The 24,813-nt window shown below is 59.8% G+C and carries 25 protein-coding genes; 23 read left to right on the top strand and 2 right to left on the bottom strand.

Annotated elements, in window-relative coordinates:
• The first annotated feature begins 210 nt into the window (after positions 1–210).
• From flhA to AC1MEE_RS16690, 14 genes are all read left to right on the top strand, one after another.
• On the top strand, positions 211–2,340 hold the full coding sequence (gene flhA, locus AC1MEE_RS16755) for a flagellar biosynthesis protein FlhA (protein WP_480410722.1): 2,130 nt from the start codon (positions 211–213) through the stop codon (positions 2,338–2,340).
• An 11-nt stretch (positions 2,341–2,351) separates the two neighbouring features.
• On the top strand, positions 2,352–3,674 hold the full coding sequence (gene flhF, locus AC1MEE_RS16750) for a flagellar biosynthesis GTPase FlhF (protein ID WP_480410721.1): 1,323 nt from the start codon (positions 2,352–2,354) through the stop codon (positions 3,672–3,674).
• Positions 3,675–3,786: 112 nt separating this feature from the next.
• Positions 3,787–4,620 (top strand): flagellar synthesis regulator FleN, encoded by an 834-nt coding sequence (gene fleN / locus AC1MEE_RS16745; RefSeq protein ID WP_480410720.1) that lies wholly within the window; start codon positions 3,787–3,789, stop codon positions 4,618–4,620.
• Positions 4,617–5,357 (top strand): RNA polymerase sigma factor FliA, encoded by a 741-nt coding sequence (fliA, locus tag AC1MEE_RS16740; protein ID WP_480410719.1) that lies wholly within the window; start codon positions 4,617–4,619, stop codon positions 5,355–5,357. Before fleN ends, fliA begins: the two co-directional genes overlap by 4 nt.
• A 262-nt stretch (positions 5,358–5,619) precedes the next feature.
• On the top strand, positions 5,620–5,994 hold the full coding sequence (locus AC1MEE_RS16735; protein WP_480410718.1) for a chemotaxis response regulator CheY: 375 nt from the start codon (positions 5,620–5,622) through the stop codon (positions 5,992–5,994).
• A gap of 19 nt (positions 5,995–6,013) precedes the next feature.
• Positions 6,014–6,802: a protein phosphatase CheZ gene (locus AC1MEE_RS16730; protein ID WP_480410717.1), complete on the top strand. Its 789-nt coding sequence runs from the start codon at positions 6,014–6,016 to the stop codon at positions 6,800–6,802.
• 33 nt (positions 6,803–6,835) lie between these two features.
• Positions 6,836–9,061, top strand: coding sequence for a chemotaxis protein CheA (locus AC1MEE_RS16725; RefSeq protein WP_480410716.1), 2,226 nt, complete (start codon positions 6,836–6,838; stop codon positions 9,059–9,061).
• A gap of 51 nt (positions 9,062–9,112) precedes the next feature.
• Entirely contained in the window at positions 9,113–10,255 is a 1,143-nt protein-coding gene (locus AC1MEE_RS16720; RefSeq protein WP_480410715.1) for a protein-glutamate methylesterase/protein-glutamine glutaminase, read from the top strand.
• The gene (locus AC1MEE_RS16715) at positions 10,255–10,995 is read left to right on the top strand and encodes a flagellar motor protein (protein WP_480410714.1); all 741 of its coding nucleotides are present in this window, start codon (positions 10,255–10,257) and stop codon (positions 10,993–10,995) included. The genes AC1MEE_RS16720 and AC1MEE_RS16715 overlap by 1 nt, the downstream gene beginning before the upstream one ends.
• Before the next feature lie 10 nt (positions 10,996–11,005).
• The gene (motD, locus tag AC1MEE_RS16710; protein WP_480410713.1) at positions 11,006–11,893 is read left to right on the top strand and encodes a flagellar motor protein MotD; all 888 of its coding nucleotides are present in this window, start codon (positions 11,006–11,008) and stop codon (positions 11,891–11,893) included.
• Positions 11,894–11,938: 45 nt separating this feature from the next.
• A complete protein-coding gene (locus AC1MEE_RS16705; protein ID WP_480410712.1) occupies positions 11,939–12,727 on the top strand; it encodes a ParA family protein in 789 nt (262 codons plus the stop codon).
• A gap of 99 nt (positions 12,728–12,826) precedes the next feature.
• Positions 12,827–13,675, top strand: coding sequence for a CheW domain-containing protein (locus tag AC1MEE_RS16700; protein WP_480410711.1), 849 nt, complete (start codon positions 12,827–12,829; stop codon positions 13,673–13,675).
• 55 nt (positions 13,676–13,730) lie between these two features.
• Positions 13,731–14,210, top strand: a complete 480-nt coding sequence (locus AC1MEE_RS16695; RefSeq protein WP_480410710.1) for a chemotaxis protein CheW — start codon at positions 13,731–13,733, stop codon at positions 14,208–14,210.
• Positions 14,211–14,615 carry a DUF2802 domain-containing protein gene (locus AC1MEE_RS16690; RefSeq protein ID WP_480410709.1) on the top strand — a complete coding sequence of 135 codons (405 nt, stop codon included), beginning with the start codon at positions 14,211–14,213 and terminating at the stop codon, positions 14,613–14,615. It abuts the gene before it with no gap.
• Positions 14,616–15,696: 1,081 nt separating this feature from the next.
• Here AC1MEE_RS16690 and AC1MEE_RS16685 read toward each other — a convergent pair.
• Positions 15,697–16,020: an EscU/YscU/HrcU family type III secretion system export apparatus switch protein gene (locus AC1MEE_RS16685; RefSeq protein WP_480410708.1), complete on the bottom strand. Its 324-nt coding sequence runs from the start codon at positions 16,018–16,020 to the stop codon at positions 15,697–15,699.
• The gene (gene fliK / locus AC1MEE_RS16680; RefSeq protein WP_480410707.1) at positions 16,020–17,597 is read right to left on the bottom strand and encodes a flagellar hook-length control protein FliK; all 1,578 of its coding nucleotides are present in this window, start codon (positions 17,595–17,597) and stop codon (positions 16,020–16,022) included. Before fliK ends, AC1MEE_RS16685 begins: the two co-directional genes overlap by 1 nt.
• Before the next feature lie 199 nt (positions 17,598–17,796).
• On the opposite strand from fliK, the gene ccmA reads away from it, so the two are divergent.
• The 9 genes from ccmA (at position 17,797) to ccmI (ending at position 24,804) form a co-directional block, all read left to right on the top strand.
• Complete coding sequence (gene ccmA, locus AC1MEE_RS16675; protein ID WP_480410706.1) at positions 17,797–18,432, top strand: cytochrome c biogenesis heme-transporting ATPase CcmA; 636 nt, start codon at positions 17,797–17,799, stop codon at positions 18,430–18,432.
• Entirely contained in the window at positions 18,429–19,100 is a 672-nt protein-coding gene (gene ccmB, locus AC1MEE_RS16670; RefSeq protein WP_480410705.1) for a heme exporter protein CcmB, read from the top strand. The genes ccmA and ccmB overlap by 4 nt, the downstream gene beginning before the upstream one ends.
• A gap of 77 nt (positions 19,101–19,177) precedes the next feature.
• Positions 19,178–19,963: a heme ABC transporter permease gene (locus tag AC1MEE_RS16665; protein ID WP_480416250.1), complete on the top strand. Its 786-nt coding sequence runs from the start codon at positions 19,178–19,180 to the stop codon at positions 19,961–19,963.
• Positions 19,960–20,136 carry a heme exporter protein CcmD gene (ccmD, locus tag AC1MEE_RS16660; protein ID WP_480410704.1) on the top strand — a complete coding sequence of 59 codons (177 nt, stop codon included), beginning with the start codon at positions 19,960–19,962 and terminating at the stop codon, positions 20,134–20,136. Before AC1MEE_RS16665 ends, ccmD begins: the two co-directional genes overlap by 4 nt.
• The gene (gene ccmE / locus AC1MEE_RS16655; protein ID WP_480410703.1) at positions 20,133–20,600 is read left to right on the top strand and encodes a cytochrome c maturation protein CcmE; all 468 of its coding nucleotides are present in this window, start codon (positions 20,133–20,135) and stop codon (positions 20,598–20,600) included. The genes ccmD and ccmE overlap by 4 nt, the downstream gene beginning before the upstream one ends.
• Before the next feature lie 4 nt (positions 20,601–20,604).
• Entirely contained in the window at positions 20,605–22,578 is a 1,974-nt protein-coding gene (locus AC1MEE_RS16650; RefSeq protein ID WP_480410702.1) for a heme lyase CcmF/NrfE family subunit, read from the top strand.
• Entirely contained in the window at positions 22,575–23,111 is a 537-nt protein-coding gene (locus AC1MEE_RS16645) for a DsbE family thiol:disulfide interchange protein (protein WP_480410701.1), read from the top strand. Before AC1MEE_RS16650 ends, AC1MEE_RS16645 begins: the two co-directional genes overlap by 4 nt.
• Positions 23,108–23,578, top strand: coding sequence for a cytochrome c-type biogenesis protein (locus AC1MEE_RS16640; RefSeq protein ID WP_480410700.1), 471 nt, complete (start codon positions 23,108–23,110; stop codon positions 23,576–23,578). Before AC1MEE_RS16645 ends, AC1MEE_RS16640 begins: the two co-directional genes overlap by 4 nt.
• On the top strand, positions 23,575–24,804 hold the full coding sequence (ccmI, locus tag AC1MEE_RS16635; protein WP_480410699.1) for a c-type cytochrome biogenesis protein CcmI: 1,230 nt from the start codon (positions 23,575–23,577) through the stop codon (positions 24,802–24,804). The genes AC1MEE_RS16640 and ccmI overlap by 4 nt, the downstream gene beginning before the upstream one ends.
• Positions 24,805–24,813 lie beyond the last annotated feature (9 nt).

Raw genomic sequence — 24,813 nt, 5'->3', positions numbered from 1 at the left:
GTCAGAAGCTTGATTTAGCGTGCAGGTAAGGCGTTGGTGGATCGTTCTTAATTAATCAATGCGGCGCGCGAAGACAGGGTGGAATCTCCTGCGCCGAGTATTTTCTGCTTGTTTGCAACGACTGCATCAGAGTTGGAAAGCTTCTTGCAATGCCCTCGCTACGTCACTTATGGCGTCAAAAGTTTGATTTAGCGTGCAGGTAAAGAATCGGTGGACCGCTCTCAATTAATCAACGCGGCGCGCAGCAATCTGGTTGGCCTGGGTCGTGGCCATTTGGGTGTGCCGTTGCTGCTGTTGGTCATGCTGGCAATGATGATGTTGCCAATGCCGCCGTTCCTGCTGGACGTGTTCTTCACGTTCAATATTGCGCTGTCGATCGTTGTCCTGCTGGTCTGTGTGTACGCCCTGCGGCCGCTGGATTTTTCGGTATTCCCGACCATTTTGCTGGTCGCCACGTTGCTGCGCCTGGCGCTGAACGTCGCGTCCACGCGAGTGGTCATGCTCCACGGTCAAGACGGCCACGCCTCTGCCGGTAAGGTGATTCAGGCCTTCGGTGAGGTGGTGATCGGCGGTAACTACGTGGTCGGTATCGTGGTCTTCGCGATTTTGATGATCATCAACTTCGTCGTAGTGACCAAAGGTGCCGGGCGGATTTCCGAGGTGAGCGCGCGGTTCACCCTCGACGCGATGCCCGGTAAACAGATGGCCATCGACGCCGACCTCAACGCCGGTTTGATCGATCAGCCTCAGGCCAAGCATCGTCGTCTGGAAGTGGCCCAGGAGGCCGAGTTCTACGGTTCGATGGACGGTGCCAGCAAATTCGTGCGCGGTGACGCCATCGCCGGTCTGTTGATTCTGTTCATCAACCTGATTGGCGGCATGGCCGTCGGTATCTTCCAGCACGGCATGTCCTTCGCCGATGCCGGCAAGGTTTACGCGCTGTTGACCATCGGTGACGGTTTGGTGGCGCAATTGCCATCACTGCTGTTGTCCACCGCTGCGGCAATCATGGTGACCCGTGCTTCCGGTTCGGAAGAAATGGGCAAGCTGATCAACCGGCAGATGTTCACCTCGCCCAAGGCGCTGGCAGTGGCAGCGGGCTTGATGGTGGTCATGGGCCTGGTGCCGGGCATGCCGCACATCTCCTTTATCAGCCTGGGGGCTATGGCCGCCGGTTTTGCTTATCTGGTCTGGAAGAAGCAGAACATGGTCAAGGTGCATGCGTTGCAAGAGGTCCAGCGCCAGCAGGAGTTGTTGCCTTCGCCATCGCGTGCGCAAGACTCAAAGGAATTGGGTTGGGATGACGTCACACCGATCGACATGATCGGTCTGGAAGTGGGTTACCGCCTGATCCCGCTGGTGGACCGCAATCAGGGTGGTCAATTGCTGGCGCGGATCAAGGGGGTGCGCAAGAAGCTCTCTCAGGAACTGGGCTTTTTGATGCCGACCGTGCATATCCGCGACAACCTCGATCTGGCGCCCAGCGCTTATCGCCTGACGTTGATGGGTGTCACGCTTGCCGAGGCCGAGATTTATCCGGATCGCGAGCTGGCGATCAACCCAGGGCAAGTCTTCGGTACGCTCAATGGCATCACTGCCAAGGACCCGGCGTTTGGTCTGGAGGCAGTGTGGATCGAAGTCAGCCAGCGTAGCCAGGCACAGTCCCTCGGTTACACGGTGGTGGACGCCAGCACGGTGGTCGCGACCCACCTCAACCAGATCCTGCACAAACACTCCCATGAGCTGATCGGTCATGAAGAAGTGCAGCAACTGATGCAGTTGCTGGCCAAAGGCTCGCCAAAACTGGCCGAAGAGCTGGTGCCCGGCATCCTGTCACTCTCGGCACTGCTCAAAGTATTGCAGGCATTGCTGGCCGAACAGGTTCCGGTCAGGGATATCCGCAGCATCGCCGAGGCGATCGCCAACGCGGCACCTCGGAGTCAAGATACCGCCGCGTTGGTCGCTGCGGTGCGGATCGGATTGTGCCGCGCTATTGTCCAAAGCATTGTGGGGGTTGAGTCGGAGCTGCCTGTTATCACTCTTGAGCCAAGGTTGGAACAGATATTGCTCAATAGTCTTCAGAAGGCGGGTCAGGGACAGGAAGAGGGCGTTCTTCTTGAGCCAAGCATGGCTGAAAAGCTCCAGCGTTCGTTGATTGATGCTGCCCAGCGCCAGGAAATGCAGGGTCAGCCAGTGATTTTGTTGGTCGCAGGACCGGTTCGCGCCATGCTGTCACGATTTGGACGGTTGGCTGTACCGAACATGCATGTTCTGGCGTATCAGGAAATTCCCGACACCAAACAGGTCACGATCGTCGCGACTGTCGGGCCCAACGGCTGAGGTAGTGAGTCATGCAAGTTAAGCGTTTTTTCGCCGCCGACATGCGTCAAGCCATGAAACTGGTTCGTGATGAGTTGGGCGCCGATGCAGCCATCATTGGTAACCGGCGGATTGCCGGCGGCGTAGAGCTGACTGCTGCTCTGGATTACAAGCTTTCCGCGCTGGCGCCGCGGGTGCCGAACATCGAACTCGAAGACGAGCTGCGCAAGACGCAATCGCGCATTGTCTCTGCACAGGCCGAACTCGGCACCCGTGGCGACAGCGACTCATCGATCAATCGCCAATTGTTCTCTGGCATGCCGCTGAGCGCTGCCGATACGCACATCGAGCCGACGTTCGATGAGCCGCCACGACCTGTCGCTCCGGCCCCTGCCGTTGAGCCAGTCGCCGGGCAGCGCGCTTACGAGTCCATGCGTTTCGAATTGAACGGCCTGCGCGAACTGCTCGAAGTGCAGCTCGGCTCTCTGGCCTGGAATCAACTGCAAGGTAGCCGTCCGCAGCAGGCCAACCTGTGGCGCCGCTTGCAACGCATCGGCCTGTCGGGTCCGCTGTCGCGGGACCTGCTGGCGATGATCACCGATATTGAAGAGCCCCGTCAGGCGTGGCGTATGTTGTTGGCCCACCTGGCGCGGATGATCGCGACCCCCGACGTCGAGCCTCTGGAAGAGGGTGGCGTGATCGCCATGGTCGGCCCGGCTGGCATGGGCAAAACCACGACCCTGGCAAAACTGGCGGCGCGGTATGTATTGAAATATGGTCCGCAAAACATCGCGCTGGTGAGCATGGACAGCTATCGGATCGGCGCCCAGGAACAGCTTAGAACGCTGGGTCGCATCCTCAATGTGTCCGTCACCCACGTTGATCCGGGTCAGTCATTGGCGCAGGCGCTGGAGCCGTTGCTGCGCAAGCGAGTGGTCTTGATCGACACCGCCGGCCTGCAAGCCAGCGATCCGGCATTGCGTATGCAGTTGGAAAGCCTTGCCGGTCGCGGAATCAAGGCGCGTAATTATCTGGTGTTGGCAACTACCAGCCAGAAACAGGTTCTAACCGCTGCATACCACAGCTACAAACGCTGCGGTCTGGCGGGCTGCATTCTCACCAAGCTGGATGAAACCGCCAGCCTGGGCGAGGTATTGAGCCTGGCAATCAGTCATGAGTTACCGGTGGCTTACCTCACGGATGGGCCGCGAATACCGGACGATTTGCATTTGCCGCGTCGGCACCAATTGGTGAGTCGTGCGGTCAGTGTGCAAATGCAGGAAGAGCCAAGCGAGGAAGCTATGGCGGATATGTTCGCGGATCTTTATCACAGCCCGAACAAGCGGGTTGGGTAAGGCATGACATTGGAATGTACCTACATACAGGGTCTGCCGAGCATTGTTCATTCAACGTACGCGCAGCCAGTAATGTGGCCTCGGTCTAAGCAAGACAAGGTAAAGAACTAACATGGGCAGCATGCATCCCGTACAGGTTATCGCGGTGACTGGCGGCAAAGGTGGCGTCGGTAAGACTAACGTGTCAGTGAATTTGTCACTGGCTCTGGCTGAGCTCGGCCGGCGGGTCATGCTGCTGGATGCCGACCTGGGTCTGGCAAATGTCGATGTCTTACTCGGCCTGACCCCCAAACGCACCCTCGCCGATGTGATTGAAGGACGTTGTGAGCTGCGCGACGTGCTGCTTCAGGGGCCGGGCGGGATTCGTATCGTACCGGCCGCCTCTGGCACCCAGAGCATGGTCCATCTGACACCTGCGCAACATTCCGGGCTGATCCAGGCCTTCAGCGACATTGGTGACAACCTCGATGTGCTGGTGATCGACACGGCTGCCGGTATTGGCGACTCGGTCGTCAGCTTCGTGCGCGCCGCCCAGGAAGTGTTGTTGGTGGTGTGCGATGAACCGACCTCGATCACTGACGCCTACGCGCTGATCAAACTGCTCAACCGCGATTACGGCATGAACCGCTTCCGGGTGCTTGCCAACATGGCGCAAAGCCCGCAGGAAGGCCGCAATCTGTTCGCCAAGTTGACCAAGGTCACGGATCGCTTCCTGGATGTCGCCTTACAATACGTCGGCGCCGTGCCTTACGACGAATGCGTGCGCAAGGCTGTACAGAAGCAGCGCGCCGTGTACGAAGCGTTCCCGCGCTCCAAATGCGCCCTGGCCTTCAAGGCCATCGCGCAGAAAGTCGACACCTGGCCGTTGCCGGCCAACCCGCGTGGGCATCTGGAGTTTTTCGTCGAGCGGCTCGTACATCAGACGAGTGCGGGACCGGTGCTATGACAGCCAGCGGCTATCGCATGTACAGCAAGGCGTCCAAGGACTCCCAGTACGAGCTGATCGAGCGCTATGCGCCGCTGGTCAAACGCATCGCCTATCACCTGCTGGCGCGTTTGCCGGCCAGTGTACAGGTCGAGGATCTGATTCAGGCGGGCATGATTGGTCTGCTCGAAGTCTCGACCAAATACGACGCCACCAAAGGCGCGAGTTTCGAGACCTACGCCGGGATCCGCATTCGTGGCGCCATGCTCGATGAAGTGCGCAAGGGCGATTGGGCCCCGCGTTCGGTGCATCGAAATACGCGCATGGTCAGTGACGCAATTCGGGCAATTGAAGCTAAAACCGGTCGTGACGCTAAAGATCACGAGGTTGCGGCCGAACTCCAATTGAGTCTCGATGATTATTACGGGATTTTGAACGATACCTTGGGCAGTCGGTTGTTCAGTTTCGACGATCTGTTGCAGGACGGCGAACATGAGGGACTGCATGAGGATGGCGCAAGCGCTCAGCTTGAGCCATCGCGCGACCTGGAGGATGAACGCTTCCAGGCAGCGCTAGCGGATGCGATTGCCAATTTGCCAGAGCGTGAGCGACTGGTCTTGGCGCTGTACTACGACGAGGAGCTGAACCTCAAGGAAATTGGTGAGGTGTTGGGGGTCAGCGAATCACGGGTCAGCCAGTTACACAGCCAGTGCGCAGCTCGTTTGCGAGGGCGTTTGGGGGAATGGCGAGCGCGTTGACAGGCAGTGCGCGACCCTTGGTGGTTTCGCGCTGACTGTAAGCCGGCTGTGCAAAGCGTTGCGTGCGAAGAAGATAAGACTAGGCAGGAGCCGGTCAGTCAAGGTCCTTCAGGGCCTGCTGTGCCAGTTTCCCGACCTGTTGATTTACCAAGCCCGTCGTCGTTTTCGTGCAGCCGTTGTGTGCTGTGCCGGTTTTGATTGAACAGCGTATTCAGGTGCTGAGTGCGTTAAAGACTGCTTGGAGGTCGAATTGGACAAGAACATGAAAATCCTCATCGTTGATGACTTCTCAACGATGCGGCGGATCATAAAAAACCTGTTGCGTGATCTGGGGTTCACCAACACGGCTGAAGCGGATGACGGGACGACCGCGCTGCCGATGCTGCAAAGCGGTAGCTTCGACTTTCTGGTGACTGACTGGAACATGCCTGGCATGTCCGGCATCGATCTGTTGCGCCACGTGCGTGCCGATGATCGCCTCAAGCACCTGCCAGTGTTGATGGTAACGGCTGAAGCCAAGCGTGATCAGATCATCGAAGCCGCTCAGGCCGGTGTGAACGGTTATGTGGTCAAGCCCTTCACGGCCCAAGTGCTGAAAGAAAAGATCGAAAAGATCTTCGAGCGCGTCAATAGCTGATGTTCGCCGCGAGGGCTCTATGGAGCAGACAGAATCATCAATGGGAGACTTCGAGTCGACCCTGAAGCAACACGCACACGAGTTGGTCAAAAGCCTTGAAAATGGCCGGTTTGGCGACGCTGTGCAAATGATCCACGAGCTGAACCAGACCCGCGACCGTGGCCTGTATCAGGAAGTCGGCAAACTGACTCGCGAACTGCACAGTGCGATCGTCAATTTTCAAATTGACCCGAACATGCCGCAAGCCAAGGAAGTCTCGCAGATCACCGATGCCACCGAGCGCCTGTCTTATGTGGTCAGGCTGACCGAGAACGCGGCCAATCGGACCATGGATCTGGTGGAGCAAAGCACGCCTTTGATGGGTGGGCTCAGCACCGATGCTGCTGCCTTGAGTGCCGATTGGGCGCGCTTCATGCGTCGCGAAATCGGTGCCGAAGAGTTTCGTGAGCTGGCTCGGCGTGTCGAAGGTTTCCTGTCGCGCAGCGAAAAGGAAACCCGGGAAGTGTCCGGCCATCTCAACGATATTCTGCTGGCTCAGGATTACCAGGACCTTACCGGTCAGGTGATCAAGCGCGTGACCCAACTGGTCACGGAAGTGGAAAGCAACCTGCTCAAACTGGTGCTGATGGCCAGCCAGGTCGATCGCTTTGCCGGGATCGAACATGACCATCAATCGATCCGAACAGAAAAAGATCAAGAAAAACATCTGTCTCAGGGTGAAGGTCCGCAGATTCATGCCGATAAGCGTGAAGACGTCGTATCCGGTCAGGATGATGTTGACGATCTGCTATCCAGCCTGGGCTTCTAGGTCGGTTGACGGTTAATTTTAGGGAGCACCCCAATGAGCTTCGGCGCCGATGAAGAAATCCTTCAGGATTTCCTGGTAGAGGCCGGCGAGATTCTCGAGCAATTGTCCGAGCAGCTGGTCGAGCTGGAAAGCCGACCTGATGATGCGGACTTGCTCAATGCAATTTTTCGCGGTTTTCACACTGTAAAAGGGGGCGCCGGCTTCCTCCAGCTCCATGAGCTGGTGGAGTGCTGTCACATCGCCGAGAACGTCTTCGACATCCTGCGCAAGGGTGAGCGTCGCGTCGACTCGGAATTGATGGACGTGGTCCTGGAAGCATTGGATGCGGTCAACGGCATGTTCTCTGAAGTGCGTGAGCGCACCGACGTGACCCCGGCCACGCCAGAGCTGCTTGCAGCATTGGCGCGTCTGGCCGAGCCGGCGTCTGCTGTTGAGATCGCTGCGGCTGCGCCGGTCAGCGTTGAGCCGGAGCCGGTGTCCGAAGACATTACCGATAACGAATTCGAACAATTGCTGGACTCGCTCAACGCGGTCAAGGCGCAGGCTGCGGCCTCCGCGGTAACGCCAGCCTCGGCTGCGCCGGTTTCGGCGTATGCCGGAGGCCCTGACACCGGTGACGAGATCAGCGATGCCGAGTTCGAATCGCTGCTCGATCAACTGCACGGCAAAGGCCAGTTCGCCGTTGAGGCAGCACCTGCTGCGCCGGTCGCGGCCGCCGCAGCTCCTGCCAGCAATGAAATTACCGACGATGAATTCGAAGCACTGCTCGATCAGTTGCACGGCAAAGGCACGTTCGCCGCTGAGACTGTCGCGCCAGTAGCCGCTGTCGCTGCTGTGCCGCAAGGTGCTGCGGTTGCCGCGAATGGCGATCACATCTCCGACAACGAATTTGAAGCGCTGCTCGACGAGCTGCACGGCAAAGGCAAGTTCGAGCCCGAAGCTATTGCAGCTGTTGCAGCACCTGCACCCGTGGCCGCCAAGGCTGCTGTGGTGAAAGCGCCTGAACCGGCGCGGGCTGCTGCAGCCCCGGCCCCGGCTCCGGCCAGAGCGCCAGCACCGGATAAACCGGATAAACCAGCGGCGTCGGAAGCTGAAACCACCGTACGGGTCGATACCGCACGCCTCGACGAAATCATGAACATGGTCGGCGAGTTGGTGTTGGTGCGTAACCGCCTGGTCCGCCTGGGCCTCAACAGCGGCGATGAAGCCATGTCCAAGGCGGTGTCGAACCTTGACGTGGTGACAGCTGATCTGCAGACCGCGGTGATGAAAACCCGCATGCAGCCGATCAAGAAAGTCTTCGGCCGCTTCCCGCGTCTGGTCCGCGACCTTGCGCGTCAGTTGAAGAAAGAGATCAATCTGGAACTGGTCGGCGAAGAAACCGACCTGGACAAGAACCTGGTCGAGGCGCTGGCCGATCCGCTGGTCCACTTGGTGCGCAACGCGGTGGACCACGGGATCGAATCCCCGGAAGAACGCGAAGCGTCAGGCAAGTCCCGTGGCGGTCGAGTGATTCTTTCGGCGGAACAGGAAGGTGACCACATCCTGCTGTCGATTTCCGATGACGGCAAAGGCATGGACCCTAACGTCCTGCGTGCCATCGCCGTGAAACGAGGCGTGATGGACAAGGATGCCGCCGACCGCCTGAGCGACACCGACTGCTACAACCTGATCTTCGCCCCAGGGTTCTCGACCAAAACCGAGATCTCCGATGTGTCCGGGCGTGGCGTGGGCATGGACGTGGTGAAAACCAAGATTGCCCAGCTCAACGGTTCGATCAACATCCACTCGACCAAGGGCCTGGGCTCGAAAATCATCATCAAGGTGCCGTTGACCCTGGCGATCATGCCGACCCTGATGGTGATGCTCGGCAATCAGGCGTTTGCCTTCCCGCTGGTCAACGTCAACGAGATCTTCCACCTTGACCTGTCGCGGACCAACGTCGTCGATGGCCAGGAAGTGGTCATCGTGCGCGACAAGGCCTTGCCACTGTTCTATCTCAAGCGTTGGCTGGTCGCATCGGCTGCTCACGAGGAACAGCGTGAGGGTCATGTGGTGATCCTGTCGGTCGGCACCCAGCGCATCGGCTTCGTTGTCGATCAACTGGTGGGTCAGGAAGAAGTGGTCATCAAGCCGCTGGGCAAAATGCTGCAGGGAACGCCGGGTATGTCGGGCGCCACCATTACCGGTGACGGTCGGATTGCCTTGATTCTCGATGTACCGAGCATGCTCAAGCGTTACGCCGCGCGGCGTATTTGATTCCGGTGCTGCGGGTCGCGCCAAGCGTCCGCAGCGCCTATTGGAGTGTTTATGGTAGTTAAGGTCCTGGTGGTGGACGATTCAGGTTTCTTCCGCCGCCGCGTCTCTGAAATTCTTTCTGCGGACCCGAATATCCAGGTAGTCGGCACGGCGACTAACGGCAAGGAAGCCATAGAACAAGCGCTGGCGCTCAAGCCTGACGTGATTACCATGGACTATGAGATGCCGATGATGGACGGCATCACGGCGGTGCGGCACATCATGCAGCGCATCCCGACACCGGTCCTGATGTTCTCCTCACTGACCCATGAAGGCGCCCGTGTCACGCTGGACGCGCTGGATGCCGGTGCAGTCGATTTCCTGCCGAAAAACTTCGAAGATATCTCGCGTAACCCGGAGAAGGTCAAGCAACTGCTGTGCGAAAAGATCCACACCATCTCGCGCAGCAATCGTCGTTTCAGCGGCTATACCGCTTCGGCGCCGCAAGTCGCGGCGCCGTCTGTAACCAGCGCTGCGCCGTCTGCCACCAGCACCTTCAGTACCGGATCGACGATTCCCCGCAGCCTGCCGGTCCGTCCGGCGTCCGCGCCTGTACCGGCGGCCTCGACCTACTCACCGGCACCCAAGCGCAAAGCCTATAAGCTGGTGGCGATTGGTACGTCAACCGGTGGCCCGGTGGCGCTGCAGCGAGTGCTGACGCAGCTGCCGGCCAACTTTCCGGCGCCTATCGTGCTGATCCAGCACATGCCGGCGGCGTTCACCAAGGCGTTTGCCGAGCGTCTGGACAAGCTGTGCCAGATCAGCGTCAAAGAAGCCGAAGACGGTGATATTTTGCGTCCGGGTCTGGCATTGCTGGCCCCTGGCGGTAAACAAATGATGATCGACGGTCGCGGCGCGGTGAAAATCCTGCCCGGCGACGAGCGTCTGAATTACAAGCCTTGCGTGGACATCACCTTCGGTTCGGCGGCCAAGTCCTACGGCGACAAGGTTTTGGCGGTGGTGCTCACCGGCATGGGCGCCGATGGTCGCGAAGGCGCGCGTCTGCTCAAGCAGGGCGGCAGCCATATCTGGGCGCAGGACGAGGCGAGCTGTGTGATTTACGGCATGCCCATGGCGATCGTCAAAGCCAACCTCGCTGATGCGGTATACGGCCTGGACGAGATCGGCAAGCATTTGGTCGAGGCCTGTCTCTGATGGATGTACTGAGCCTGATCGGGATCATCCTGGCTTTTGTCGCCATCATTGGCGGCAACTTCCTGGAAGGCGGACACCTGACTGCGCTGCTCAACGGTCCGGCGGCGTTGATCGTATTGGGCGGCACCCTGGCGGCTTCGCTGTTGCAGGCACCGATGAGTGCCTTCATGCGCGCCATGCAGATCGTGGGATGGATTCTGTTCCCGCCGCGCATCGATCTGGCTGGCGGCATCGACCGCGTCGTCAACTGGAGCCTGACCGCGCGCAAGGAAGGCTTGCTCGGGCTTGAATCGATAGCGGACGCGGAGAGCGATAGCTACTCCCGAAAAGGCTTGCAACTGTTGGTCGACGGCGCTGAGCCCGAGGCCATTCGGAGCATTCTGGAAGTGGATTTCATCACCCAGGAAACCCGCGACATCCAGGCCGCCAAGGTGTTCGAAAGCATGGGCGGCTACGCGCCGACCATCGGCATTATCGGTGCGGTCATGGGCCTGATCCATGTGATGGGCAACCTGGCAGACCCGAGCCAGTTGGGTAACGGGATTGCCGTGGCATTCGTCGCCACCATCTACGGTGTGGCGTCGGCCAACCTGATACTGCTGCCGATCGCCAACAAGCTCAAAGCCGTTGCCATGCGTCAGTCGCGTTACCGCGAGATGCTGCTCGAAGGCATTTTGTCCATCGCAGAAGGCGAGAACCCGCGCTCGATCGAATTGAAGCTGCAAGGCTTTATGGAGTGATGCACTAGCCATGGCCCGTCGTCGCCCGCCCGAAGAGCATGAAAATCACGAACGTTGGCTGGTGTCCTACGCCGACTTCATCACCTTGCTGTTCGCTTTTTTTGTGGTGATGTATTCGATTTCATCGCTCAACGAGGGCAAGTACAAGGTGCTCTCGCAGGCCTTGATCGGTGCTTTCAACGAGCCTGACCGCAGCCTCAGGCCGATCCCTATCGGTGACGAAAAGCCGCTGACGGTCAAGCCAGCCGAGCCGTTGATCAAGGACAGCGAGCAGGTCGACGCAGGTCTCGCACAGAACTCGGTCAATCCTTTGCAGGCGATTGCCGATGACGTGCGCGATGCCTTTGGCGATTTGATCAAATCCAATCAATTGACGGTCCGTGGCAACGAACTGTGGATTGAAATCGAACTCAACTCCAGCCTGTTGTTCGGCAGCGGCGACGCCATGCCCAGCGACATCGCATTCAACATCATCGAGAAGGTCGCGAAGATTCTGCATCCCTTCGACAACCCGGTGCATGTCGAAGGCTTCACCGATGACCAGCCGATCCGCACGGCGCAGTACCCAACCAATTGGGAATTGTCCTCGGCACGGGCTGCGAGCATCGTGCGCATGCTGGCTATCGACGGAATCAACCCGGCACGCATGGCGTCGGTCGGCTACGGCGAGTTCCAGCCGGTCGCCTCCAACACGACTGCCGAGGGCCGTGCCCACAACCGTCGCGTGGTGCTGGTGATTTCACGCAATCTGGAAGTGCGCCGCAGCATCACGGGCGCGGGCAGTGCCAATGTAAAACCCGATGCCGCGTTGAGGCGTGCTGGCACACAAACTGCACCGACCCATGTTACACAGCCGGTACGCGGGAACGCCGTCAATTCTCCGTCACCTGCCTTATAGTCAATTCTCGGTTAGGCCAACGCCTTGCCGGGAGGAAAAAGCACAATGAGAGTCTGGGCAGTAGCCAACCAAAAAGGTGGTGTCGGTAAGACCACTTCTTCCATCGCTCTAGCCGGTCTGCTGGCAGAGGCGGGCAAGCGCGTGGTCGTTGTCGACCTCGACCCCCACGGCTCCATGACCAGCTACTTCGGGCACAACCCCGACACGCTTGAGCACAGCTGCTACGACCTGTTCCTGCACAAGGGCGTGGTGCCTGAAGGCCTGCCGGGTCAGTTGCTGTTGCCCACCAGTGATGAGCATATTTCCCTGCTGCCATCGAGCACGGCGCTGGCGGTGCTGGAGCGTCAATCGCCGGGACAAAGCGGCCTGGGCCTGGTGATTGCCAAAAGCCTGGCGCAGCTCTGGCAGGACTTCGATTACGCGATCATCGACAGTCCGCCGTTGCTCGGCGTGTTGATGGTCAATGCCTTGGCGGCCAGCCAGCAGTTGGTGATCCCGGTGCAAACCGAATTCCTCGCGGTCAAGGGCCTGGAACGTATGGTCAGTACGCTGGCGATGATCAATCGTTCACGAAAAGTGGCGCTGCCGTACACCATCGTCCCGACCTTGTTCGACCGCCGCACGCAGGCGTCCATGGGCACCTTGAAGGTATTGCGCGACAGCTACCCGGACAACATCTGGAAGGCTTATGTGCCGGTGGATACGCGTCTGCGCGATGCCAGCAGGGTAGGGTTGACGCCTTCGCAGTTCGACAACAAAAGCCGGGGTGTGCTGGCCTATCGAGCGTTGCTCAAAGACCTGCTTTCCCAGCAACTCGTTGCACAGGTCGCTTGAGGTGTTTGCGCATGACTCGCCGACAGGTTCAAGTCGGGCGCCAGTGCAGCCGATAACCAGTGAAGGCTATTTCTACGGATCTCATGTATGGGCACCTTTATGAGCCGCCCTGTCGATATCGCAACACGGCCACAATTGGCGCTGCAGTCTTATCTGGATGCCTTGCTTCAGGACGCCACTGAAGAGCTGGACATCAACTCCAGCCTGGACGAATTCCAGGCCGCGGTGCTTGAAGAGCAGGCGCGTGATGCTGTGGTTCGCGTGGCGCTGGCTTCGTTGCCGGTTGTCGCGCCTGAACCGGTGGTGGTGCCGGTTGCCGTGATCGCTGAAGTGGTTGTGCCGGTACCTGTCGCGCTGGCACCCACAGTGGTTGAAGCGCAACCGGTTGCAACGCCGACCATGGCGCTGGTCGAACCGGTGGTGGACGTGCACCTTCCGGGCAACCGCGGTACGCCACCGCCGTTGTCCACGGATGGCAGACCGGCGTGGGCCGCCGAGCCGTTCGAGTGCCTGCTGTTCGATGTCGCGGGGCTGACGCTGGCCGTACCGCTGGTTTGCCTGGGGTCGATCTATTCATTGGCCGGGCATGAATTGACACCGCTGTTCGGTCAGCCGGACTGGTTTCTCGGCATTTTGCCCAGCCAGGGCGGCAACCTGAAGGTGCTCGATACTGCGCGCTGGGTCATGCCGGACCGCTACCGCGACGATTTCCGTCAGGGCCTGCAATACGTGATCTCGGTTCAGGGCTATGAGTGGGGGCTGGCTGTGCATCACGTCAGCCGCTCGTTGCGCCTGGACCCGAACGAAATCAAATGGCGCACCCAGCGCGGCCAGCGTCCCTGGCTCGCGGGCACAGTGATCGAACACATGTGCGCGCTGCTGGATGTTTCCGAATTGGCCGAGCTGATAGCCAGTGGCGCGGTCAAGCAGATGGGCATCATCAAATAATCATAGGGCGGCATCCAGTGCCGTCTGTACAGCACACACTTGAGGGGTTAGGGGTATGAATAAGTCGTCTGCACAAGGTTCCGAAGATCCTATCCTGCAGTGGGTTACCTTCCGCCTGGACAACGAGTCTTACGGCATCAACGTGATGCAGGTTCAGGAAGTGCTGCGCTACACAGAAATCGCGCCAGTGCCGGGTGCGCCGAGCTACGTGCTGGGCATCATCAACCTGCGCGGTAACGTCGTGACCGTGATCGACACCCGCCAGCGCTTTGGCCTGGCCCCGGTTGAAGTCAGCGACAACACGCGAGTCGTGATCATCGAAGCCGACAAGCAAGTGGTCGGGATTCTGGTCGATAGCGTGGCTGAAGTGGTTTACCTGCGTCAGTCGGAAGTCGAAACCGCGCCGAACGTGGGCAATGACGAATCGGCCAAGTTCATCCAGGGCGTGTGCAATAAGAACGGTGAATTGCTGATCCTCGTCGAGCTGGACAAGATGATGTCCGAAGAAGAGTGGTCCGAGCTGGAGAATATCTGATTGATCGTTGAGGCTGCTGTCGTTTTTTTGGGCATTCTTTGGGTGCTGTCGCTGGCGTTGTTCCTGTCATACAGCAAGCGCCAGCGGCTGTTGGTTGCGCAGCAGGCCGAAGGCAATGCGCTGCGCGATCAACGGCTCAAGGAGCTGGCCAAACGTCTGGACGACTACCAGAGCGGCACCATTCGCATGGGCGAAGACCTGCACGAACTGCGCGCGGTGGTCGGGCCTTTGCCTGACAAACTGACTCAGCTCGAACAGCGCGACCCTACCAGCCTGTCCTTCGCCCAGGCTGCCCGCTTGGTCGGCATGGGCGCCACTGCCGATGAACTGACCCAATCCTGCGGCCTGACCCAGGCAGAAGCTCAGTTGATGAGCAAAATGCATGAGTCGCCACGGCGGGGGTAAGCCTCTGGAACTGGCGTGTATATCCGGCATTTGTGTGTACCGGGATTATGGTTCCGCTCTTACAGCGGGTCACTTTTGGCAAAACGCCCCAAAAGTAACCAAAAACGCTTGCCCCTTCATACGGCGCGTCGCCTAGGCTCCGCGTACCCTCACTCCGGTCCTGTTCCGGGGGCCCGCCACGACCCGCCATCCATGGCGGGAGTCGTGGCTGGCTCGGCGTCCTGCCTCGCCACCCCCGGAACAGGACCTGCGTTCGGCCTGCTGTCACGGGGCCTGTCCCAGCCTGTGACATTGGATCTTGTCAGATAGATTTTAGAGGTGGGTGCGAGAGAGATTGTGTTGGATTCTTCGCAGGCAAGCCTGCTTCCATCAAACAACGCATAACCAATTGAAATAAAAAGATTATTTTGTAGGAGCGCGCTTGCCCGCGATGGACCGCGAAGCGGTCCCGAAAATATGGAGCACAGTTCTATTGCCAGAATCGAGTTCGCCGATTTTGCGACTGCTCCGCAGCCGATCGCGGGCAAGCGCGCTCCTACAATTGACCGTGTTTGCTGCGCGACAGCGCGGCGTCGAAGACGGGGCGGGCCCTCCCACAGGATTTGTGATTGACGCAAAATCTTGGACTTCCCTCGATCTGTGAGAGCAGGCTTGCCTGCGAAGACTGAATGTCAGGTGCAACAGTTTTTCCAGTCGATAGCCATTCTCAAAGCCCTGTTTTTTTGCTTTTGCCATTGTCTTGCTTTTTACATCAGCACTGCCCAAAACCCAATCTCACAGGCCAGGACCAGGCCCCGTTTTCAGAAGGCTGAACGCAGGCGCTGTTCCGGGGGAGGCGAGGCATGGACGCCGAGCCAGCCACGACTCCCGCCATGGATGGCGGGTCGTGGCGGCCCCCGGAACGGTGCCGGAGTGAAGGCACCCGGAGCCTAGGCGACGGGCCGTATGAAGGGGCAAAGCGTTTTGGTTACTTTTTGGCGTTTGAAAAAGTGACCCGCTGTAAGAGCGGAACCGTAATTCCAGCACACACAAATGCCGGATATACACCCAATCCAAGAGTACAAAGCGGAGTTACTGCCACTCAGGCCGTCGGCGTTATATCCCGCTCCACCGGCTCTGCATCCGGATCCCTTCCCTCGGGAAATTTCCCCTTCAGGTGCCAGGCAAACGCGATGATTTCTGCGATGGTGCGGTACAGCGCCTCGGGAATACTGTCGCCCAGTTCCATGCGCGCCAGCAATTTGACCAGCTCGGCATTCTCGTAGATCGGTACTTCGTATTCCCGAGCAATGGCCAGAATCGCTTCAGCCAGTTGGTCGTCGCCTTTGGCAGTGAGCGTGGGGGCCTGTTGGCCGTCGTAGGTAAGGGCGATGGCCTGGCGCGGGGTGTGTTCGGGATGGGTCATCAGGCGGTCTCGTCGATCCAGCGTTGTTCGAGGGCCGTGCGCTGGCCTTGTGGTGGGGTGCCCCGGTGGCAGGCCAGTTCGTTGACGGTAATGCCCGAAGCAATCAATCGTTCGCGCAGGTGCCCCAATTCGTTGGCGATCAGGCTGGCGCTTTCCGGCCGTTCAGCCCACAGCTGGCCGGACAAGGCGCCGCGAATCAATTGCGCCTGAACCTGCAACGGCCCCAGCGGCTCCAGATTGAATGCCAGTTCAACCCGCCACAGTTTTTCCTTCGCCGGTTTGACCAGGTCGTCGTCCTTTCCGGCGTCGTCGTCCTTGTTCGGCGTGTCTTCGCGCTGCACTTTGACCTGCAAGGGCACGATGTCCTGCAGGTTGCGCATGGGGATTTCCAGCTGCCAGGTGGTCAACTGAGTGCCGTCAGCAGCCGTGCGCGTCTGTTCCAGCCCCGAGAGTTGATGGCTTTGCAGGCGTGAGACGGCGGCGGCGGCAAGTTTCAGCAGCGTCTCCAGGTCCTCGGCGTTTTCCGCATTCAGGTTGCGCGACATCAGCGGGAAGCTGCTGGGTTGCGTCTTGGCGCTCACCAGGCCCAGGGTGCCCAAGGCGCTGCGGATGACACTGGGCATCATCCGGGCCATGGTATTGGCGGCAGCCGCAGCGTTGTAAGTACTGTCGGGCAGGCCAGGGAGGATTTGTGCGATCAGCCGCAGCAAGTTGGCTTTCATGTCCGGGGCGGCGACGGGGTTCTGACCGCTTAACAGCTTGGCTTCAAGGAACGGCCCGCTGCTGTTCAGTGCCAGTGCCAGCGCCTTGGGATCGGCCATTTGCCGGATGTCCGGCAGGTCGTCCAGCAACGTATCAATGCTGGCGCGCAGGGCCGGCGGCAGGCTGTCGTCTTGCTGAACGTTTTGCAGCACCTTGATCAGCCCCTCCAGCGAGCCCTGGCGGCTCTGTTGAGTGTTGAGTTGCTGGGTCACCACCAGTTGGTCGAGCCGGTTGCTCAGTTGCACGAAGCTCAACGACTGGGAGCCTTGCACCTGCGCACTCAGCAGGCTACCCACGGTCAACGGTTGTGGGCTATCAACGGTCAGGCTAGTGCCGGCGAGCAGGGTGTTGAGCAGCGTGATCACGCTGCGATACAGCGTCGGCTGGCCCGCGGCTTGGGCGAGCGGCAGGCTGGTCTGCACCGTGCCCTGCAGCAACGTGCCCACCGGCAATTGTTTGGTGTCGATGCTCAGCAGGCTGGCGACCGCGTTGCTCAAGGCTTGCTGCACGGTAATGGCCAGGCTGCCCGGCGTTGGCTGGCTGACGAGCAGGTTGGTGCCCACAGGCAACGACTGCTGGCTACTGGTCTGCACCAAGGGTTGTTGACCGTTACCCAGGTTCAGTCGCAGCAGCAACTGAAACGCCTGGTCCGTCGGTTTCTGTTCGACGACCTGAGCCGTAGCGATACCGCCCGCAGGGATCAGGTCTTGGGCCGGTTGCAGCAGTTTGAGGATATCGTTTGGGGTCACGCCCGCCTTGACCAACACAGCGGCGGCGGAGGAGAGCGGAGCAAGGCTGCTGATGTCGCCTGTCATGGGGGTTACAACCTGTCGAAATTGCCCTCTTGGTATCAGGACATGACATGTATAATGCCGCCCCGTCTTCGATGGCACGCATAAAAGTATCTGCGACCCACCGTTTCAGGCCGGATGTTCATTCAATCGTCGTCAGTATAACGGCCGCTGTTTAACCGACTTGAACCGCTCCGCTCTTGATCAAAAGAAAAGGTCAGCCATGCCCAGCCCTGTTCTAGAAGCCGTGGCGCTTGCTTGCGAGCGTGACTGGCGGATGCTCTTCGAGAATCTCGAACTGCGTCTGGCCGCCGGCGACATGCTGCAAATCAGCGGCCCGAACGGGAGCGGCAAGACCAGCCTGCTGCGCTTGCTGGCCGGGCTGATGCAGCCGACCGCGGGTCAGGTGCGGCTCAACGGTCACCCCCTGGCGGAGCAACGGACCGAGCTGGTACGCAATCTGTTGTGGATCGGGCATGCTGCGGGTATCAAGGATCTGTTGAGCGCTGAAGAAAACCTGGCCTGGCTCTGTGCCTTGCACCGTCCCGCCGAGCGCGACAAGATCCGGCAGGCGCTGGAATCGGTGGGCTTGCGTGGTTTTGAAGACGTGCCGTGTCACACCTTGTCGGCCGGGCAGCAGCGACGGGTAGCGCTGGCGCGTCTGTATCTCGAAGGTCCGCCTTTGTGGATTCTCGATGAACCGTTCACGGCCCTCGACAAACAAGGAGTGGCCCAGCTCGAAGAGCACTTGGCCGTACATTGCGAGCAGGGCGGGATGGTCGTGTTGACTACCCACCACACACTGACCCGCATTCCTGCCGGTTATCGGGATCTTGATCTGGGGCATTGGGTTGTATGAGTCATGTCTTTACCCTGTTGGTTGCCCGTGAAGCGCGTTTGTTGTTTCGCCGTCCGGCAGAATTGATCAACCCGCTGGTGTTTTTTTCGATCGTGATTGCTTTGTTTCCGCTGGCCGTCGGCCCGGAGACTCAATTGTTGCAAACCTTGTCGCCGGGATTAGTCTGGGTGGCGGCGTTATTGTCAGTCCTGCTCTCGCTTGACGGGCTGTTTCGCAGTGATTTTGAAGACGGCTCACTGGAGCAGTGGGTCCTTTCGCCGCACCCCCTGGCCCTTCTTGTTCTGGCCAAGGTGCTGGCACACTGGGCGTTTTCCGGACTGGCTCTGGTGCTGTTGGCGCCGTTGCTGGCGCTGATGCTGGGTTTGCCCGGTAACTGCCTGCCGGTGCTGCTGATCTCGCTGCTGCTGGGCACGCCGATCCTGAGCCTGCTCGGCGCGGTAGGCGCGGCCCTGACGGTGGGTTTGAAGCGCGGCGGATTGTTGTTGGCGTTGTTGATTCTGCCGTTGTACATCCCGGTATTGATCCTCGGCAGTGGCGCGTTGCAAGCGGCCCTGCAAGGCATGCCGGCAACCGGTTACCTGCTCTGGCTTGGCAGCCTGACCGCCCTGGCGGTAACCCTGACACCTTTTGCAATAGCGGCTGGCCTGAAGATCAGCGTCGGCGAATAATTGAGGTTCCGATACGCCAGTGTGTAAAGGCTGCGATCGGCAAAAACCCAGGATGCACCGTGATGAAAGGCAACGTGATGAAAGGCAGCATCAGTTGGACCTGGTTCCACAAACTGGGCTCACCTAAATGGTTTTATGGTATCAGCGGGCGCATGCTGCCCTGGCTGAGCATCGCCGCCGTGCTGCTGATCGCCATCGGCCTGGTCTGGGGCCTGGCCTTCGCGCCGCCGGACTATCAACAGGGCAACAGCTTTCGCATCATCTATATCCACGTCCCGGCGGCCATGCTCGCCCAGTCCTGCTACATCATGCTGGCAGTGGCCGGTGTGGTCGGGCTGGTCTGGAAGATGAAGGTTGCCGACATCGCGCTGCAATGCGCCGCGCCCATTGGCGCCTGGATGACCGCCGTAGCGCTGGTCACTGGCGCGATCTGGGGTAAACCGACCTGGGGCTCGTGGTGGGTCTGGGATGCGCGACTAACGTCGATGCTGATCCTGCTGTTCCTGTACTTCGGTCTTATTGCGCTCGGCAACGCTATCAGCAATCGTGAGAGTGCCGCCAAGGCCTGCGCGGTACTGGCCATTGTCGGGGTGATCAATATCCCGATCATCAAGTATTCGGTGGAGTGGTGGAACACCCTGCACCAGGGCGCGACCTTCAGCCTCACCGAGAAACCGGCGATGCCTGCCGAAATGTGGCTGCCGTTGCTGTTCATGGTGCTGGGTTTCTACTGTTTCTTTGGCGCGGTGCTGTTGCTGCGCATGCGCCTTGAAGTGCTCAAACGCGAAGCGCGCAGCAGTTGGGTCAAGGACGAGGTCCTGAAAAGCCTGGGCCTGGTGCCCGTGAAAGGAGCCGTGTTGTGAATTTTGCCTCCTTCAGTGAATTTCTGGCCATGGGTCACCATGGCTTATATGTCTGGTCGGCCTATGGCATCTGCCTGTCGGTCCTGGCCCTCAACGTGGCGGTGCCGGTGCTGGCGCGTCGGCGTTACCTGCAACAAGAGGCGCGACGTTTGCGCTGGGAGAGTCAGAAGTGAATCCGCTGCGTAAAAAGCGTCTGTTGATCATCGTGGGGATTCTGGCGGGAGTCGGTGTTGCCGTGGCTCTGGCCTTGAGCGCCTTGCAGCAGAACATCAACCTGTTCTACACCCCGAGCCAGATCGCTAATGGCGAAGCGCCGCATGACACCCGCATTCGCGCCGGTGGCATGGTCGAGAAGGGCTCGCTGCAACGCTCCAACGATTCGCTGGACGTCAAATTTATCGTCACCGATTTCAACAAGTCGGTCACCATCACCTATCGCGGGATTCTCCCGGACCTGTTCCGGGAAGGGCAGGGCATCGTCGCGCTGGGCAAGCTCAATGCCGATGGCGTGGTCGTCGCCGATGAAGTGCTGGCCAAGCACGACGAGAAATACATGCCGCCGGAAGTCACCAAAGCGCTGAAAGACAGCGGCCAGTTGGCACCGATGCAGTCCTCCACACCATCGAAGCAGGGGTGAAACCATGATTCCCGAACTCGGCCATCTGGCCATGATTCTGGCGCTGTGCTTTGCCATCGTCCAGGCCAGCGTGCCGTTGATCGGTGCCTGGCGTGGCGATCGCCTGTGGATGAGCCTGGCCCAGCCGGCCGCCTGGGGGCAATTTGCCTTCCTCGTGTTCGCCTTTGGCAGCCTGACCTACTCGTTCATGACCGATGATTTCTCGGTCGGTTACGTGGCCAACAACTCCAACAGCTCCTTGCCCTGGTACTTCAAGTTCAGTGCGGTGTGGGGCGCTCACGAAGGCTCGTTGTTGCTGTGGGCACTGATTCTCGGTGGCTGGACCTTCGCCGTGTCGATCTTCTCCCGACAATTGCCGCAAGTGATGCTGGCGCGTGTACTGGCCGTGATGGGCATGATCAGCGTTGGCTTCCTGCTGTTCCTGACCCTTACGTCCAACCCGTTTTCGCGCATCCTGCCGCAGATCCCGGCCGATGGTCACGACCTTAATCCCTTGCTGCAGGACATCGGCCTGATCGTGCATCCGCCGATGCTGTACATGGGCTATGTCGGTTTCTCGGTGGCCTTCGCCTTTGCCATTGCGGCCTTGCTCGGCGGACGTCTGGACGCCGCCTGGGCGCGCTGGTCGCGGCCATGGACCATCGTCGCCTGGGCTTTCCTCGGCATCGGCATCACCCTCGGCTCCTGGTGGGCTTACTACGAACTCGGCTGGGGCGGCTGGTGGTTCTGGGACCCGGTGGAAAACGCCTCCTTCATGCCATGGCTGGTCGGCACCGCGCTGATTCACTCCCTGGCAGTCACCGAAAAACGTGGCGTGTTCAAAAGCTGGACCGTGTTGCTGGCGATTGCCGCATTCTCGCTGAGCTTGCTGGGCACCTTCCTGGTTCGTTCCGGCGTGCTGACGTCAGTGCATGCGTTTGCGTCCGACCCGGCCCGTGGCGTGTTCATCCTGATCTTCCTGCTGCTGGTGGTCGGTGGCTCGCTGACGTTGTTCGCGTTCCGCGCGCCGGTGGTGAAAAGCCACGTTGGCTTCGCCTTGTGGTCGCGTGAAACCCTGTTGCTGGGCAATAACCTGGTGCTGGTGGTCGCCGCGTCGATGATTCTGTTGGGCACCCTGTATCCGTTAGTGGTCGATGCGCTGAGCGGCGCGAAAATGTCGGTCGGCCCGCCTTACTTCAATGCGTTGTTCGTGCCATTGATGGCGCTGCTGATGATCGTGATGGCGGTCGGTGTGCTGGTGCGCTGGAAAGACACGCCGGTCAAATGGCTGGTGAGCATGCTGGCGCCGGTGTTGGTCGGCAGTGCGCTGTTGGCAGTGGTTGCCGGCTTCGTCCTCGGCGATTTCCAATGGGCGGTGCTGGCGACCTTCATGCTCGCGGCCTGGGTGCTCCTGGCTGGCGTACGCGACCTGTTGGACAAGACCCGCCACAAAGGTCTGGTCAAAGGCGCTCGCGGCTTGACCCGCAGCTACTGGGGCATGCAAATCGCGCACATCGGCATCGCCATCTGCGCTTTGGGTGTGGTCCTGTCCAGCCAGAACAGCGCTGAGCGTGACCTGCGCATGGCGCCGGGCGAATCCATGGAACTGGGCGGCTATATGTTCGTCTTTGACGGTGCCAAGCACTTCCAGGGCCCGAACTTCACCTCCGATAAAGGCACCATCCGTGTGCTGGTAGACGGCAAGGAGGTCACCGTTCTGCACCCGGAAAAACGTCTGTACACCGTGCAGCAGTCGATGATGACTGAAGCCGGTATCGACGCCGGTTTCAGCCGCGATCTGTACGTTGCGCTCGGCGAACCGCTGGGTGATGGCGCCTGGGCGGTACGGGTTCACGTCAAGCCGTTCGTGCGCTGGATCTGGTTTGGCGGTTTGTTCACCGGCCTGGGCGGATTGTTGGCAGCAATGGACAGACGTTACCGGGTCAAGGTCAAAAGCAAAGTACGTGATGCATTGGGCCTGTCGGGAGCCGCGGTATGAAGCGTTGGATTCTGTTAGTACCGCTGGTGTTGTTTCTGGGCGTGGCGGCGTTTCTCTACCGTGGTCTGTACCTTGACCCGGCCGAGCTGCCGTCAGCGATGATCGGCAAACAGTTTCCGGCGTTTTCCCTGCCGGATGTGCAAGGCGGCAAGGTCATCACCCAGGCCGATCTGCTGGGCAAACCGGCATTGGTCAACGTCTGGGGCACCTGGTGCATTTCCTGCCGCGTAGAACATCCGGTGCTAAACAAGCTGGCTCAGCAAGGCGTGGTGATCTACGGCATCAACTACAAGGACGTGAACGCCGACGCGCTGAAATGGCTGAAGGAGTTCCACAACCCTTATCAGATGACCATCAACGATGAGGCCGGCAACCTCGGTCTGAACCTGGGGGTGTACGGCGCGCCGGAAACCTTCCTGATCGACGGCAAAGGCGTGATTCGTTACAAGCACGTGGGTGTGATCGACGAGACCGTCTGGCGTGAACAACTGGCGGGCTTGTATCAAGGACTGGTCGACGAGGCCAAGCCATGAAGCGTTGGTTAGCCGCGGCTGTATTGAGCCTTGGCCTGGCCGGCGTGGCTCAGGCGGCCATTGATTCCTACGAGTTTCGGGATGAAGCCGAGCGCGCGCGTTACGCCGAATTGACCAAGGAACTGCGCTGCCCAAAATGCCAGAACCAGGACATCGCCGACTCCAATGCACCGATTGCCGCCGACCTGCGCAAAGAGATCTACCGCATGCTCGGCGAAGGCCAGAGTAATCAACAGATCATCGACTTCATGGTCGATCGCTACGGCGAATTCGTGCGCTACAAACCGGCACTCAATTCGCGCACCTGGCTGCTCTGGTTCGGCCCGGCAGGCTTGCTGATCGGTGGCGTGCTGGTGATGGGTGTGATTGTGTCGCGTCGGCGCGGCAAGCGTACCGAGGATGCGGACGTTCTTTCCGACGAGGAGCGTCAGCGCCTCGCCCAACTGTTGGATAAAAACCACGAATGATTGATTTCTGGCTAGCTGCCGGCCTGCTGTTGCTGGTGGCCCTGAGTTTCTTGTTGATCCCTGTTCTGCGTGGCCGTCGCGCCCAAAGCGAAGAGGATCGTACCGCGCTCAATGTTGCCCTGTATCAGGAGCGTCTGGCCGAACTGCAAGGCCAGCTGGAGGAGGGCGTACTCTCTTCGGCGCAGATGGACGCCGGCCGTGCCGAAGCTGCTCGTGAACTGCTGGCTGACACTGAGGGCGCCGACACCCTGCGTACTTCGCGTCTGGGCAAGCCGTTGCCATTGCTGGCGGCGCTGTTGGTGCCGGTGTTGGGTCTGGCGCTGTACCTGCATTATGGCGCCAGCGACAAAGTCGAACTGAGCCGCGAATTCGCTCAGGCACCGAAATCCCTGGATGAAATGTCCAGCCGCCTGGAGCGTGCGGTAAAAGCCCAGCCGGACTCGGCGGAAGGTCTGTACTTCCTCGCCCGCACCTACATGGCTCAAGACCGCCCGGCCGATGCGGCGAGGATGTTCGAACGCTCCGTGGTCTTGGCTGGACGTCAGCCGGAACTACTTGGGCAGTGGGCGCAGGCGCTGTATTTCGCGGGCGACAAGAAGTTTACACCGCAGGTTCAGGCGTTGACCGATGAAGCCCTCAAGGCCGACCCGAACGAAGTCACCAGCCTGGGTCTGTTGGGGATCGCGGCCTTCGAAAGCGAGCGTTATCAACAGGCTATGGATTACTGGAAACGCTTGTTGGCGGTACTGCCTCCCGAAGACCCTTCCCGCTCCGCACTCGAAGGTGGTATCGCCCGTGCTGGCGAGAAGCTGGTAGCGGGCGGTGGCAAGGTGACTGAGGCGCCAGTGGCTGCTGCCAGGCCGCCTGCGGTTGAGAACAAGGTGGCGGCTTTGCTCAAGGTCCGTGTCGATCTGGCTGATTCGCTCAAAGCCAGTGTCAAACCGGGCGACAGCGTGTTCATCTTTGCCCGCGCCACCTCAGGTCCGCCGATGCCGTTGGCGGTCAAACGCCTGACTGTGGCCGACCTGCCGGCTGAAGTCGAACTGGCCGATGCCGACGCAATGATGCCGCAACTGAAACTGTCGAACTTTCCTGAAGTCCAATTGGTTGCGCGCATCTCCCGTGCCGGCCAGCCGACTGCCGGCGAATGGGTAGGCCGCAGCCAGCCGCTGGCCAGCAGCACTACGGCGCAGCAGGCACTGACCATCGACAGTCCGGATCACTAGAGAGCACGC

The organism is Pseudomonas sp. ASL3, from assembly GCF_056680425.1.
Note: the sequence above shows the minus strand (reverse complement) of the source record. Positions and strands in the feature narration are given on the sequence as shown.